Annotated in this window: 14 protein-coding genes; 7 read left to right on the forward strand and 7 right to left on the reverse strand. The window is 68.6% G+C overall.

Going from position 1 to position 14,655, the window contains the following annotated elements:
- Positions 1-77: 77 nt before the first annotated feature.
- The 4 genes from RHM57_RS12035 (at position 78) to RHM57_RS12050 (ending at position 6,051) form a co-directional block, all read left to right on the forward strand.
- Positions 78-2,345 (forward strand): putative bifunctional diguanylate cyclase/phosphodiesterase, encoded by a 2,268-nt coding sequence (locus RHM57_RS12035; RefSeq protein ID WP_322135369.1) that lies wholly within the window; start codon positions 78-80, stop codon positions 2,343-2,345.
- Positions 2,342-4,627 (forward strand): putative bifunctional diguanylate cyclase/phosphodiesterase, encoded by a 2,286-nt coding sequence (locus tag RHM57_RS12040; protein ID WP_322135368.1) that lies wholly within the window; start codon positions 2,342-2,344, stop codon positions 4,625-4,627. The genes RHM57_RS12035 and RHM57_RS12040 overlap by 4 nt, the downstream gene beginning before the upstream one ends.
- Positions 4,628-4,650: 23 nt before the next feature.
- Positions 4,651-5,427 carry a hypothetical protein gene (locus RHM57_RS12045; RefSeq protein ID WP_134559578.1) on the forward strand — a complete coding sequence of 259 codons (777 nt, stop codon included), beginning with the start codon at positions 4,651-4,653 and terminating at the stop codon, positions 5,425-5,427.
- Between the two features lie 69 nt (positions 5,428-5,496).
- The gene (locus RHM57_RS12050) at positions 5,497-6,051 is read left to right on the forward strand and encodes an MOSC domain-containing protein (RefSeq protein WP_322137279.1); all 555 of its coding nucleotides are present in this window, start codon (positions 5,497-5,499) and stop codon (positions 6,049-6,051) included.
- Between the two features lie 25 nt (positions 6,052-6,076).
- Here RHM57_RS12050 and RHM57_RS12055 read toward each other — a convergent pair whose 3' ends face one another.
- Entirely contained in the window at positions 6,077-6,937 is an 861-nt protein-coding gene (locus RHM57_RS12055) for a DarT ssDNA thymidine ADP-ribosyltransferase family protein (protein ID WP_322135367.1), read from the reverse strand.
- 196 nt (positions 6,938-7,133) lie between these two features.
- On the reverse strand, positions 7,134-7,562 hold the full coding sequence (locus tag RHM57_RS12060; RefSeq protein ID WP_134445926.1) for a VOC family protein: 429 nt from the start codon (positions 7,560-7,562) through the stop codon (positions 7,134-7,136).
- A 121-nt stretch (positions 7,563-7,683) separates the two neighbouring features.
- Here RHM57_RS12060 and RHM57_RS12065 point away from each other — a divergent pair, with 121 nt between their 5' ends.
- On the forward strand, positions 7,684-8,142 hold the full coding sequence (locus RHM57_RS12065; protein WP_166787227.1) for a GyrI-like domain-containing protein: 459 nt from the start codon (positions 7,684-7,686) through the stop codon (positions 8,140-8,142).
- Between the two features lie 92 nt (positions 8,143-8,234).
- Positions 8,235-8,987, forward strand: a complete 753-nt coding sequence (locus tag RHM57_RS12070) for a potassium channel family protein (RefSeq protein ID WP_322135366.1) — start codon at positions 8,235-8,237, stop codon at positions 8,985-8,987.
- Between the two features lie 68 nt (positions 8,988-9,055).
- Here RHM57_RS12070 and RHM57_RS12075 read toward each other — a convergent pair whose 3' ends face one another.
- From RHM57_RS12075 to RHM57_RS12095, 5 genes are all read right to left on the reverse strand, one after another.
- Positions 9,056-9,865: an endonuclease/exonuclease/phosphatase family protein gene (locus RHM57_RS12075; protein ID WP_134445929.1), complete on the reverse strand. Its 810-nt coding sequence runs from the start codon at positions 9,863-9,865 to the stop codon at positions 9,056-9,058.
- A gap of 138 nt (positions 9,866-10,003) precedes the next feature.
- Positions 10,004-11,023, reverse strand: a complete 1,020-nt coding sequence (locus RHM57_RS12080) for an LLM class flavin-dependent oxidoreductase (RefSeq protein WP_322135365.1) — start codon at positions 11,021-11,023, stop codon at positions 10,004-10,006.
- A 75-nt stretch (positions 11,024-11,098) separates the two neighbouring features.
- Positions 11,099-11,524, reverse strand: a complete 426-nt coding sequence (locus tag RHM57_RS12085; protein WP_134445931.1) for a hypothetical protein — start codon at positions 11,522-11,524, stop codon at positions 11,099-11,101.
- Positions 11,525-11,647: 123 nt separating this feature from the next.
- Positions 11,648-12,616, reverse strand: coding sequence for a phospholipase (locus RHM57_RS12090; protein ID WP_322135364.1), 969 nt, complete (start codon positions 12,614-12,616; stop codon positions 11,648-11,650).
- A gap of 314 nt (positions 12,617-12,930) precedes the next feature.
- On the reverse strand, positions 12,931-13,743 hold the full coding sequence (locus RHM57_RS12095; protein WP_322135363.1) for a hypothetical protein: 813 nt from the start codon (positions 13,741-13,743) through the stop codon (positions 12,931-12,933).
- A 289-nt stretch (positions 13,744-14,032) separates the two neighbouring features.
- Here RHM57_RS12095 and RHM57_RS12100 point away from each other — a divergent pair, with 289 nt between their 5' ends.
- Positions 14,033-14,632 carry a histidine phosphatase family protein gene (locus RHM57_RS12100; RefSeq protein WP_322135362.1) on the forward strand — a complete coding sequence of 200 codons (600 nt, stop codon included), beginning with the start codon at positions 14,033-14,035 and terminating at the stop codon, positions 14,630-14,632.
- Positions 14,633-14,655: the final 23 nt, after the last annotated feature.

The following is a 14,655-nucleotide window of genomic DNA, read 5'->3' on the forward strand; positions in this document are numbered from 1 at the left end:
TTCGGGAGGTGGTCCCGATAATCCGGTCTGTCCCGCTGATATGCTGGGCACACGCAGGCGGAGGGGCACCGGTAACCATGACAACGCTGGCTCGCCGCCTCGGCACGTTCGCCCGGTATGTGGCCTCATCAGGCAATTGGCTTGTCTGGTTCATGTGTCTCCTGCTCTCCGTCTATACCGTCGCGCTCGTCTCGCAGGGCTCGGAGTTCAGCCCCTTCGTCGATGTGTGGCTCGCGATCATCACGAAGCTGAGTCTTGTCGCCGTCGCCTGGACCGCCGTCGTCCGCGCGGGCTTCGACCGCCGCGAGATCGTGTTCTCGGCGAGCGCCATCACGATCGTCGTCGCAGCGGACAGTTACGCATACTTCCGGCCCGGAGACTCCGACCAGTCCCAGACCCTCCCCGACATCGGATACTTCCTCTTCTATCTCCTGATCGTCACGGCAATCGTGGCCCTCGCACGTCGGCAGCGCCGCCCGCCGGGCTGGCCGGTGCTCCTCGAGGGCGCGATCGGGATCCTCGGCGCCGGCTCCGTGCTCGCCGCGCTCCTCACCCCGATCCTCGACTCCGTGGGCACGACCATCGAGGCCGGCGCGACCGCCGTCGTCGTGACGTACCCGCTCTTCAACGCGATGCTCGTGCTCGTGATCGCCGGAACCGCCGCGACCCAGGGCCCGGATCCGCGCCGGCGCTGGATGCTGCTCGTCCTCGGGCTGATGATCTTCTCCGCGACCGAAATCGTCTACCTGCGCATCGGAGACGCCTACGTCACGGGCACCTCCCTCGACGCGGGCTGGGCGATCGGACTCGCCCTCGTCGCCGTCTGGATCGATGCTTCGTCGCGCCAGACCGAGACGCACAGCCACACCCAGGACAGCGTCGCGGCCGTCGCCGTTCCGATCGTCTCGACGGGCGCGGGCCTCGGCGTGCTGATCCTCGCGAGCCAGGTCCCGGTGACCGGCTTCGCCATCGGGCTGGCCGCGACCGCCCTCGCCCTCGCTTCCCTGCCACTCGTCTCCCGGCAGATCGTGCTGCGGCACCAGGCCAGGACCGACGATCTCACCGGGCTGCCCAACCGGCGGGCCCTGTACGGCGATGTCACGGCCCGGATCACCAGGGAGCCCCGCCGGCGCCGGGCCCTCCTTCTGCTGGACCTCGACCGGTTCAAGGAGGTCAACGACAGTCTCGGGCACAATGCGGGCGATCGCCTGCTCGTGCAGGCCGGCATCCGCCTGTCGAACGAGCTGCGCGAACAGGACTTGCTCGCCCGGCTCGGCGGCGACGAGTTCGCGATCCTGCTCGACGACGTCGGCCATGCCGAAGCCGTCGACTTCGCGATCCGGGTGCGCGCTGCACTCGCCGTGCCGTTCACCCTCGAGGGCATCGCCCTGCAGACCGGGGTGAGCGTGGGCATCGCCCTGTACCCGGATCAGGGCAGCGACCTCACCGGGCTGATGCGCAAGGCCGACATGGCCATGTACAAGGCCAAATCGACCCGCAGCGGCCACCACGTGTACCGCAGCAACGACGACAGCCACGGCGACCTGCGCCTGCGCACCCTCTCCGAACTGCGGCTCGCCCTCCAGGACGACCAGCTCATCGTGCACTACCAGCCCAAGATCGACCTCGCATCGGGAAGCGTCGCCGGCGTCGAAGCCCTCGTGCGCTGGCAGCACCCCACCCGCGGACTCCTCTTCCCCGACCAGTTCCTCGTGCTCATCGAGGAGGCAGGGCTCATGCACGCCCTGACGCAGCGGGTGCTCGCCGTCGCGCTCGACCAGGCGAGGGTCTGGTCCGCCGCCTGGGCCGGGGACCTGCCCCTCTCGATCGCCGTGAACCTGTCGGCGAGTTCCCTCGTCGACGCCGAGCTTCCCGAACGGATCGAAAGCCTCCTCGCCGAGCGCGGCCTGCCTGGCTCGGTGCTCGAACTGGAAATCACCGAGGACTTCCTCATGAGCGACCGGGACCGGGCCAGGGACATTCTGGCCAGACTCCGCGCGAACGACATCCGCATTTCGATCGACGATTTCGGCACCGGCTACAGCTCGCTCGCGTACCTCCGTGACCTGCCCATCGACGAACTGAAGCTCGACCAGTCCTTCGTCTTCCCGCTCAAGGACGACCAGCGCGCCGCGGCGCTCGTGAAGTCCTCGATCGAGCTCGCGCACGGCCTCGGGCTGCGCATGGTCGCGGAGGGCGTCGAGAACGCCGCCACCTACGGCGCCCTCGCCGGCTTCGGCTGCGACCAGGCCCAGGGGTACTTCATCTCCCGGCCGATCCCAGCGGATGCCTTCGACCGGTGGCTCGCTGACCGCCGGTCGGTCGCGGAGCCGGTCGCGACATGACGATCCTGCGCGGAGGGACGCGCACCCTGAAGTCGTCTCCGGAGCAGACGATGGACGCATCCGTCGGGCAGCCATCCAGCCGACCCCTGTGGATCATGGGCATACCGCTCGCCCTCTACGTCGTGATGCTCGTCGGCAAGGGCGGCGACTACAGTGTCCTCGTCGACTTCGTCCTCGCCGAGCTCGCTGGCCTGGCGACCGTCGTGGTCTGCTGGACCGCCGTCCGCCGGGCCGACTACGTCCGGCGAGAAGTGACACTCGCCGCCGCCGCCGTCACGTGCAATTTCCTCGGTGACGTCAGCTTCACCATCTCCACCCGGTTCCTCGGTGGGCCCGGTTCCCCGTCGGTCGCTGACCTGTTCTACCTGGCCTTCTACGGCCTGATCCTTGCCTCCCTCTTCGTCACCGCACGCCGGCAGCTCCGCAGGGTGCCCTGGGCGGCCTTCCTGAACAGTGCCGTCGGCTCGGTCAGTGTCGCCGCATTCATGGCCGTCCTCCTCAACCCGGTACTCGTCTCTGCTTCCGCCGAACCGGTGTCGCTCGAAACGCTCGTGAATCTCGCGTACCCGATGCTCGATCTGCTGTTGATCGCTGCTATCGCCGGCGTTGCCGCGCTCTACGGCCGACACGCCGGGCGCGCCTGGGTCTCTCTCATCGGCGGCCTCGTCGTCTACGCGGGCGCCGACGTGGCATACGCCCTCCTCGACGGCGGCTACTCCCTGGGAACCCTGCTCGATGCCAGTTGGGCGATCGGCCTGGCGCTCATCGCCGTCTGGGTCGACCGCGCGTCCTATCCCGTCGTCGCGGCGCCGCGGGAGCCGAACGGTGTGATGGCCTTCGTCGTTCCCGCGATCGCAACGGCCGCGGGACTCGGGATCCTGGTCTACGCGACCCAGAATCACATCTCGGCGCTCGCGATCGGTCTCGCGAGCGTGACCCTGGCCCTCGCGGTCATCCCGATGATCTCGCGGGAGCGGGGACTCAACCACCTCTCACGCACCGACGACCTGACCGGGCTGCCGAATCGCCGGGCCATGTATTCCGACGTCGCGGCCCGGCTCGCGTCCGACCGGAAGCAGGGCAGCGCGCTCCTCCTCCTCGACCTGGACCGGTTCAAGGAGGTCAACGACAGCCTCGGTCACGATGCCGGCGATCGACTCCTCGTGCAGGTGGGCGTGCGGCTGGCGCGCGAGCTCGGACCGCTCGACCTGCTGGCGCGGCTCGGCGGCGATGAGTTCGCGATCCTCGTCGCACGAAACAGGGATGGCGAGGCATCCGCTCTCGCCGATCGATTGCGGGCGGCGCTCGCCGTACCCTTCACGCTCGAGGGTATTTCCCTGCAGACGAGCGTCAGTATCGGCATCGCACTGTACCCGAGCCACGGCCGCGACCTGGGCGCCCTGATGCGCAAGGCCGACACCGCCATGTACGTGGCGAAGTCCACCGGCAGCGGGTTCCACGTCTATCAGTCCGACGACGACCGGCACAGCGAGGTGCGCCTGCGCACCCTTCAGGAACTGCGGGAGGCGCTCGTCCAGGACCAACTCACCCTGCACTACCAGCCCCGCATCGACCTCGACACGTCCGAGATCCATGCCGCCGAGGCTCGGATCCGCTGGAATCACCCGGTCCGTGGCCTGCTGCACCCCTCCGAATTCGTCGATCTCGTCGAGGACGCCGGCCTCGTGCGGGCGCTGTCGGAGGCCCTGCTCGTGCAGGCGCTCGACCAGGCCGCCGCCTGGCGGGACCGGGGACTGGACCTCGGCGTCGCGATCCGGCTTCCCCAGGCCGCGCTGATCGACGCCGCCCTCCCCGAGCACCTCGGCGCCATGATCGCGAATCGCGCGTTGCCGCCGTTCGTGTTGACTCTCGAGATCAGCGAGGAGTTCCTGCTCGCCGACCAGTCCCGGGCGCGCGCTGTGCTGAACCGGTTGCGAGGCCAGGGTGTGCGGATGTCTATCGACGACTTCGGGACGGGCTACAGTTCCCTCGCCTTGCTGCGCGACCTCGCCATCGACGAACTTCGCCTGGACGAATCGTTCATCGTCGCGATGGGACACGACGAACGCTCATCGACCCTCGTCAATTCCGCCATCGCCCTCGCCCACAGCCTCGGACTGCGAATGGTCGCCGAAGGCGTCGACAGTGACGAGGCATACGAGGCCCTCGTGCGGTTCGGCTGCGACTCCGCCCAGGGCAGCCTGCTCTGCGAGCCGCTTCCCGCCACCGAGTTCGACGCCTGGTTGACCGCCCGCCTTGTTGCGGAGCAGACCCGGGAGTAGAACGAGGAGTGGAGAGGAGCCGTATGTTCTGCTCCCAACGAAAGCTCGGACTTCCCGTCGTACTCGCCGTCAGCATGGTTCTGGCCGGCTGCGCGCCGTCGTTCCCCAGCCCGACGCCAGCCCCGACGTCCACGTCTGCTTCCACCCCCACCGCGTCCCCCACCGCCTCCCCGTCCGCACCCGGAACGGACAGCGCCACGCCGCCTCCCGACGACGCGACGGCGACCCCGCAGCCCGGTGACAGGGTCCTCTCCGCCCGGATCAGTTACGGCTGGGCCTGGCCGGGACCCGGGCAACCGGCAACGATCGGCCATGACATCGCGGTCCCGATCGCCCCGCCGCCGAGTCCGCCGCTCCCGTCACTGACCTCGATCGGTGCGGGTGCGCATCCGCTCGCCTCACCGCCATACGACCAGCTGAGCTTCCGGTTCGAGGGCGGCTTCCCCGGTTATGAACTCGAATACGTGCCGGTCCTGACCGGAGATGCGAGCGGCCTGACGATTCCGATGGACGGAACCGACAGCATCCTGCGGGTGGTGTTCCGCCTCGCGCAGGCCCACACCGAGGACGGTATCTCGAGTGTGCTCGAGGCTCCGCGCGAAGCGGTCGGCCTGGCCGCCATCACCCGGTACGCCCCGGCCGGGGACTTCGAGGGCACCGTGACCTACGGGATCGGGGTCGGGCATCCGGTGCCGAGCACAGTGAACACCGCCGTGCGGGTGTACGAGGTCGAGCGGATCGAGCAGGGCCGCCACCTCTACGTCGTGGCCGTGCAGGTCGACGCCAGCCCCTGGCGCTGACGAGCGGCATGCCAGAATCGTCTCATGGTGACTTCCCCGCCCGAACAGCCCACGCAGCCCGACCACGCCATGCGGCCCGAGCACACTGCGGCGGTCGTGTCGGTGAGCCTCGATGACGCGCACCGGTTCAGCAAGCCGGCCGCGCCCCGCATCCTCCTGCTCGAGGGTCTCGGCGTCGAGGGCGACGCGCACGCGGGTGCGACCGTGCAGCACCGCTATCACGTGAAGAAGGACCCGACGGCGCCGAACCTCACCCAGGTCCACCTGATCCCGTCCGAGCTCTTCGACGAGCTCGCCCACGACGGCTACACCGTGCGGCCCGGCGAACTCGGCGAGAACGTGACCACCTGGGGGATCGACCTCACCGGGCTCCCCCTCGGCACCCGGCTGCACCTCGGCGCCGACGCCGTCGTCGAACTGACCGGCCTGCGCAACCCCTGCTCACTGATCAACGGATACCAGGGCGGGCTGATGAAGCAGCTCATCGAAACGGATGCCGCCGGCCGCATCACCCGCAAGGCCGGCGTGATGAGCGTGGTCGCGTCCGGTGGTGCGGTCCAGCCGGGAGACATCATCCGGATCGAGCTGCCCGAGGGGGAACAGGTCCCCCTCGACGTCGTCTGAGACGACCGCTCGCGCGTCGGACGGCCTAAGCGGTGACCGGCTCCGAGGCGTGGAACCACGGCGGGTACACCGCGACCTTCGGGCGGTGACCGGACTCGGCGAGAATGCCGCGCACGACGTCACGGACCTTGTCATTCGCGACGGCGACGATGGTGACGAGCTCGAACGGGAAGGTCTCCTCGACGAGGAGTTCGGCCTCGAGGAGCGCTGCGGCATCCTTCTCGGCACGCAGCCGGCGGAGGACCCGGTCGCTCGTCTCCGGCGTCGCACCGACACGGGTCAGGGTGCCCGCTGCATCGCCGTCGGTCACGGCGATGACGCCGAGGGCGGGCTCACCGTGCCCGGACTGGGCCTCGACGACCTTCTTGACGGTGCTGACGAGGATCACGAAGTCGAAGTTCTCCGCATACGGGGCGTCCCTGGACAGGCGCGGGTCGCCGGTGTTCGTGAGGATGCTGTCCCAGATGGTCGCGTTCGGCGAGAGGAAGAACGGCACGAAGTGCGCGACGGTCGTGTTCTCGGTGCCGGCGATCAGCGTGCTGCGGCGCTTCTCACGGTTGGGAACGGAGGAGATGTCGACGGCGGGTCGCACGGCCCAGGCCTCGCTCGCGTCGGCGAGGAGGCCACCGCTGGCGAGGATGCCGGCGAGGTTGCGGATGTGGGTCAGGTGATAGATGCGCTGCTCGCCGACGTTGTCGGGGGCGGATTTCGGCCCGATCGACGACTTGGTCCGGGTCGAGGGGCGGGGGCGGGTCGCACTCGTCGCACCGGAGGCGCTGCTTGCCGGGGCGCTCCGCAGCGACGGAGGCTTCGAGGCCGTCTTCGAGCGCGCCGGCGACGGGGCGGACTTGGCCCGGCTCGCGCGAACCGCGGGTGTCGCGGGCACAGCCTCCGGAACCGGTTTCGGGAAACAGATGGCGCACAGGCCACCCTCGAGTCCGTGGATGCATTCGTTGCTCAAAGCCAGAAAACCTCTCGTGTTCGTGTCCCCCACATTCTTCGAATACCCGTGTTCGAAGACCACGACTCAACGCTACGGTGATTTTGCCCCGAGCGGTTACCGGGATCGGCCCTGAACCCGGTTATTGGATGCAGAACTCGTTTCCCTCGGGGTCGGCCATGATGTAGTGGAATTCCGGGAACGGCCCCCACTTCTCGTCGACCATGCGAACCACAGATGCCCCGAGCGCGACGATCCGATCCCGTTCCGCATCGATCTCGTCCCTGCTCGGCGCCCGTCCCGGTGTCGCGCTGATGTCGAGGTGCACCCGGTTCTTGACGGTCTTGCCCTCCGGGACCCTTTGGAAGAACAACCGCGGCAACAGGCCCTCCGGATCCCCGGCGATGCTGCGCGTCTCGAGGTCCGCGTCGGTGAGGTCGCTCGTGAGTACGAGTTCGCGCAGCTCCGGCGGCCACTCGGCTCGGGGATAGCCGAGTACGTCCGCCCAGAAGTGCGAGAGCTCGCGCGGGTGTGCGCAGTCGAACACGATGTTTCCGATCTTGCCGGCCATGGGCCCTCCTCGGGGTTGGGGTCTTCGCGACCACTATGCACCCTTACGTCGCTTCGGGCGGCGGTCTACTGTGGGCCGCAGCGGGTCCCTCCGGGGCCCGGCAACCGACCAGGGAGACTCCATGAAGGCCGAACAGATCACCCTCGAACCCCGCACGTTCCTCGGAGTCCACGAGGTGATCCCGATGAGCAGGCTGACCGAATATTTCGATCGCGCCTTTCGTACCTCCGCCGCCGAACTCGGCAGGCTGGGCGCCCACCCGAGCGGTCCGCCGATCGCGCTCTATCACGGCGCCCCCACGGATGCCGCGGTCGACGTGACCGCCGGATTCCCCGTCGTCGACGAGGTCAGTGCGACCCGGGCCGTCGAGGTCGTGCACCTTCCGTCCGGTCCGGCCGTCGAGACGTTCCACGTGGGCTCATACGAGACGATGGCCGAGACGTATGCGGCCGTGACGGACTGGATCACCGCGCAGAAGCTCACCGTCGCCGGGGACATGTGGGAGGAGTACCTGGTGGGTCCGGACGCCGAACCGGACCCTGCCAAGTGGCGCACCCGGATCGTGTTCCCGCTCGCCTGAGTCCGCCACGCTTTTTTCGAAACGCGGGCGCAACAATCACCCTCTAACATGAGCACGCGACCTGCGACCATGACGAGCCAGGAGAAGGCGATGTGAGAAGCTCCCGCTGGGAACGCGCGACCGACACTCCCCTGCTCGCGCTCGGAATCGCTTTCCTGATCGCGTACGCGACGCCGATCATTGCGCCGGAGATCAGTCCCGGCTGGCACCTGTTCCTCGAGTGGATCGAGATCGGCAGCTGGGCGGCCTTCGCGGTCGATTTCGTGGTGCGGGTAAGCCTCGCGGAGGATCGACGCGCGTTCATGCGCACCCATATCCTCGACCTTCTCGCGGTCGCCCTGCCGTTGTTCCGACCGTTGCGGGCCCTGCGGGTGGTCTCGGTCGTGATCCTGTCCACCCGCCGGCTGAGTAAGGTGCTCAAGAACCGCGTGATGACCTACGTGGGCATCACGGCGGTGTCGGTCTGGTTCATCGCGGGCCTCGCGGTGACCGATGCGGAACGGAACGCGACCGGCGCGAACATCGTGACGGTGTGGGACGGCTGGTGGTGGTCGTTCATCACGATGGCCACCGTCGGATTCGGGGACCACTTTCCCGTCACGACGGACGGCCGCCTCGTCGCTGTCGGCCTCGTGGTCACCGGGATCGCGCTGATCGGCACCATCACCGCGTACATCGCATCCTGGTTCGCCGCCGCCGGCCGCGAGGCCGAGGAGGCCATCAAGGTCGAGCTCGGCGTCAACGAGGACAAGATAGACGCCCTCACCGTGGAGATCGGCGAGCTCAAGGCCCTCGTCGAGCGCCTGGTCGGCCAGCCACTCCCGGCCCCGCCGACCGCGGACTGACGAGCAGGCTCAGACCCGCAGGCCCGCACCCGCACCTTTAGGTCCAGACCGGTCGCAGGCCGGCCGTCTCAGATGTCGAAGTCCGTGCTCGGCGGTGCAGCTGCGGTCTCGGTCGCGGTCGTCGTCGCGGTCCTCGCGACCGAGCGGGCGGCATCCGTCTCACGGATGCTCTTCCGCGCGCTCTGCCGGAGGGTCTGGCTCACGGGCTCCGCGGTGTAGGAGGAGGTCACCAAGATCGGCATGTGGTCGGATGTGCCGCGCGGGAGCGTCTCGACATTCTCGATGGTCAGGCCGACCGAGGTTGCGAGGTCGAAGTGACCCCTGAAGAACCGGTAGCGCGTGTATGTGCGGGTGTCGCTCAGGGTGAGGTCGTAGCCGGACTCCGTGACCTTGTCGCCGAGGTTGCCCTTGAAGATCGGGTAGTTGTAGTCGCCGACCATCAGCGTCGGCAGGCCGGGGCCGAGGCGATTGAGTTCCTCGTGCGCCGAACGGATCTGGTTGCGGCGCAGCGAATTGCGCGCGGTCAGCGGCGCAGCATGGAAGGACGCGACGACGAGCTCGCGATCGGCGACCTTGTCAACGAGCCGGGTGCCGATCAGGCGCTCGTGCGCCGGGCGCAGCACCATGTCGTGCAGGGACTTCTTGAGCGCGAAGGCCTGGGTGGTGACGGCGTCGAAGCGGTCCTGGCGGTAGTAGATCGCGAGGCCGAGCCGGTTGGTCAGGGTCGAGTCGGCGAGATGCAGGGTGCCGATGTCGTCGGGCAGTTCGAGGGTGTCCGCCTCCTGGAGGCAGAGCACGTCCGGCTCATAGGTGACGGAGAGCGCGGCGAGTTCACCGACCGCTCGGTTCTTCCGGAGGTTGTAGCTGATGACCCGCACGTCTCTGACCTGGCTTCCGACTCGTGGTGGTGATTCAAGCCTAACGCGCGCGGCTGAAAGGTTCACAAGGCTTCGGGACGCTTGAGTGGGCTACCGGTCAGTTCCCCACGCGTTCTGTGCCGGGGTCGTGCGGCGGCCTCAACGCCAGCCGAGACCCGGGGCGACGTGGGTGACGATGCTCTCCAGGAGGCGCGCGTTGTATGCGACTCCGAGCTGGTTGGGGATCGTCACGAGCACGGTGTCTGCGGCCTGCACCGCGGCATCCGTCTTCAGCTGGGCGACGATCTGGTCGGGCTCGCCGACGTAGCTTTTGCCGAAGCGGGCGAGGCCGCCGTCGAGGTAGCCGACCTGGTCCTCGGACTCCCGGCTGCCCGGCCGGCCGAAGTAGGCCCGGTCCTCTTCGGTGACGAGCGGCAGGATGCTGCGGCTCACGGACACCCGCGGCGTGCCGGTGTGGCCCGCGGCGGCCCAGGCTTCACGGTAGATCGCGATCTGCTCCGCCTGCAGGTCGCCGAACGGGACACCGGTGTCTTCGGTCAGCAGCGTCGAGCTCATCAGGTTCATGCCCTGCTCACCGACCCATTTCGCGGTCGCCCGGGTGCCGGAGCCCCACCAGATCCGCTCGCTCAGTCCCGGAGCCTGCGGCTGGATCGGCAACAGCGCCGTTCCAGCGGACATCTGCGGGTTCGGCGTCGCGACACCGGCCCCGATGATCGCCGCCCGGAAGACCGAGGTGTGCTCGCGGGCGACATCCGCGTCGGTCTGCCCGTCTGCGGGCGCATAGCCGAAGTTCTCGTAGCCGCGCTGCGCGGTTTCCGGTGACCCGCGGCTGATGCCGAGCTGGAGGCGCCCGTTGCTGATCAGGTCGGTGATCGCGGCCTCCTCGGCCATGTACAGCGGGTTCTCGTAGCGCATATCGATGACGCCGGTGCCGAGCTCGATCCGGTTCGTGCGCGCCGCCATCGCCGCGAGCAGCGGGAACGGTGAGGCGAACTGCCGGGCGAAGTGGTGCACACGCACGTATGCCCCGTCCACGCCGAGTTCCTCGGCGGCGACCGCGAGCTCCACCGTCTGGAGGAGGGCGTCGCGTGCGGTGCGGGCAAGGGAGCCCCGCACCGCCTGGTGGTGGCCGAAGGAGAGGAATCCGATGCGCTTCATGACCGGTGCAGCGCGGAGGGGCCGCCGGGTATTCCCGTCGCCCGCGCGGCACCACCGCTCCCCGGACTGGCCGCGCTACCCACGCTCCTTCCCGCGCCGCTTCTTCGCCGCGGGCACCCGTCGCACAGTGAGCCTGTCGAGGCGGCGTTCCACAACGGTGCCCTCCTCGAGGATCGTCGCGAGCGTGATGAGCTCGTCGACGAGTTCAGGGACCGGGCGCGCCTGGCAGCAGACGCACCAGCCGCGCGCGTCGAAACACGCGCGCAGGGCCTGCTCGTAGTAGTCCCTCGTGAGGCCGGGCACGTCGCATACCCGCGCCGTCGTCGTGGACTGGAGCGAGTTCATTCCGCTGAACGAGCGCCCGCAGCCGCAGTCCCCGTATGGGGCCCACCGGCTATACGGGCACGGCTCGAGCATCCACACGAGCTCACCCTCGATACAGCCGTTCGAGTCACTGCCGCGGGAGCCCTGCGTCGCCCCGGTGGCCACCAAAACCTTCATTTCCGTCCTCCTCGGTCTCGGCACGAGCCTCAGGGAGTGGATGGAATAACGCTAACAGTGGCCACCGACAGACGAACGGGTGGAGCGGCGCGGGCGAGCGACGGCGGGTCAGCACCCGACCGATCAGTAGTAGCCGAAGGACTCGGAGTGCGCCCAGGCAGAGCAGGGAGTGCCGTAGGCCGACTTGATGTAGCCGAGGCCCCAGCTGATCTGCGTCGCCGCGTTCGATGCCCAGTCCGAGCCAGCGGAGGCCATCTTGCTGCCGGGCAACGCCTGCGGGATGCCGGTTGCTCCGCTGGAGCTGTTGTACGCCTGGTAGTTCCAGCCGGATTCCCTCTGCCACAACTGACTGAGGCAGCTGAATTCCCCGCTGCCCCAGCCGTACTGGGAGGAGGCCATCGCACTCGCCGTCGCGCGCGCGCCGGCCGGGCTGTTGTCCCCCGACGATGACACGGACGCCGCCGCTTGCGGCGCAGCGGCCGCAGCAGCTGCCGCAGCCGCCTTCGCTGCTTTGGCCGCCTGGGCCGCCTGGGCTTCCGCGGCGGCCCTGGCGGCGGCAGCGGCTGCGGCCTCAGCGGCGGTCTTCTCGGCCGCAACGCGGTCGACTTCTGCGACCGCAGCCTGCACGGTCGTCGTCTCGGCCTTGGTCCGGGCGGTCAACGACTCGACCTGGTCGATGGGCAGGACCTGGAAACTCGCCAGCGAACTCGCCGCTGCGGTCAAAGTGGAAGCATCCACTTTGTTCGCGGCTGCGGCGACGACCTGGTTGGCGTCGACCAACGCAGCGGATGCCGCATCCTGGGCGTGTACCTTCGCGATCGAGGTGTAGACGGTGAGCTGGTCGTGTTGCCGGCCTGTCGCCGCTGCGACGTCGGCCGTTGCCGCGATCCGGCTCTGGGAACGGGTGGCCGCCTCGGCGGCCGCACTGACCGCGAAGCCGCTTCCGGCCACGATCGCGGCGATCGCGAGACCGGCCGTGACGAGGGTGAACCGTTTCGGGCGACGTCCCCTGGATCCGTTCCTGCGCGAGGCCCGGGTGTCGACCGGAGCCGAATCTGTTGGCGAATCTGGTGCGGATTGAGCTGAGTTCATGATTCCTGCCATCGAGAACCGGCTCGAAAACCGCCAGGTTCGCTGAGTGTCAGGCCCACGCTCTCGGTGACGGCGCGGGCGAATTGGCCATAGTGCAGACGCTTTCTGGCAAAGTCCCGACCAAAACCTCCACAAGTCATCCACGGGGTAACCGGTCAACCGGGTTCTGCAGGGGTGGCGGGCCGCACTAGTCCCGGCCCGCCGCCCTTGTTGAGCGCGATTCCGCTTTTCTGAGGTTTTCTCAGGAATGCAGGGGCCTATTTCCGGCCACGGGCATCCGGATCGGTGGAACGCGGCTCCCGATCAGCGGGCACTCAGTAGTAGTTGTAGGCCTCGGAGTGCGCCCAGGCCGCGCACGGCGTCCCGTAGGAGGCGGCGATGTAGCCGAGACCCCACGCGACCTGCGTCGCGGCGTTGGTGGCCCAGTCGGAGCCGGCCGAAGCCATCTTGCTCCCCGGAAGAGCCTGCGGGATACCGGTGGCCCCACTCGAGTTGTGGGCCGTGTACGACCAGCCGGACTCCCTCTGCCATAACTGCACGAGGCAGCTGAACTGGCCGTCGCCCCAGCCGTACTTCGAGGCGGCCAGGCCCTGGGCCACCGCCTTCGCGCCCGCGGGCGTGTTCGCTGAGGCGAGGGCCTGCAGCCTTTGGGCCTCTGCCGAAGCGGCTGCGGCAGCGGCCTTCTCGGCGGCGACCCGGTCTGCTTCGGCCGCAGCGGCTTCGACGCTTGTCGAGATGGCGGCCGTGCGCTGGGTGAGCGACTCGACCTCGTCGATGGGCAGGACCTGGTAGCTCGCGAGCGAGCTCGCGACGTCGCTCAGGGTGGTCGCGTCGACCTTGTCCTTGGCGGCAGCGAGCACCGCGTTGGCCCTGTCGAGCGCGACGGCGGCGGCGTCCTTCGCGTGCACGGTGGCGATCGAGTCGTACACGGCCAGTTGGTCGTGCTGGCGGCCGGTGCTCGCGGAGAGGGCTGCGGTGGCGGTCACGCGGTCCTGGGCGGCGTTCGCGGCCTGAAGGGCGTATGAGCCCCCGGTGACGAGGGCCACGGCGACGGCGGAGGCCAGGGAGATGGCGATGATCCGGCGAGAATGCGGTGAGCGGCGGGGTGGTGCTGAATGCGATGTCATATAGTCCCGGTGTCGCAAACGCGGGCGCACGAACAGGGCTCGTGGGCCAGCGCTCACTGGTCTCGGGCCCACGCGCTCGGATGCTGCGCAGGCGAATCGGCCATAGTGGCCGGGATTCCTGCACAAACCCTCACTTTTTCCTCCGAAAGTCATGGGTATCGGGGCGCGTTCCGCACGCGTGCCCCGTCAGGCTCCGCGACGAGCCTGTCTAAACTCGAAGAATCGACATGTTCATTCCGGTCGATATCCGCGGACGTTCCCACGACGCTGAAGATCACGAGGTTTCATCATGACCGCGCACGACATCGTCCTGATCCGGCACGGGCAGACCGAGTGGAGCATTTCCGGTCGGCACACCGGCCGCACCGACATCCCCCTGACCGACCTCGGTCGGCAGCAGGCGGACGCGCTCGGCGAGATGCTCGACGGCGAGGCGTTCCCGACGGTCTTGTCCAGCCCGCTTCAGCGGGCCTGGGAAACCATGGAGCGCGCGGGATATGCCGCGCAGGGCATCGCTTCCCAGGACATTCTCGAGTGGGACTATGGCGTGTTCGAGGGGCGCACGACCGAGGCCATCCGCCGGGAGATCCCGGACTGGTCCGTGTGGACGCACTCGATGACCGGCGGCGAGTCCGCAGACGAGGTCGGCGCGCGTGCCGACCTCGCGATCGAGCAGTGCCTCGCAGCTCCGGGCCCGGTCGCCGTGTTCGCGCACGGACATTTCCTGCGCATCATGACGGCGCGCTGGATGGGCCTGCCTGCCTCCTCGGGGAAGCACTTCAGCCTCGGGACCGCCACGGTGTCCACCCTCGGCTGGGAACGCGATAACCGTGTGCTGCAGATGTGGAACGACGCCTGCCACCTGAACTCGATGGACCCGGTTCTCTGACGTACCGTTCCCGGCCGCGCGTT

This window comes from Cryobacterium sp. 10S3 (genome assembly GCF_034344045.1).
Lineage (GTDB): Bacteria > Actinomycetota > Actinomycetes > Actinomycetales > Microbacteriaceae > Cryobacterium > Cryobacterium glucosi.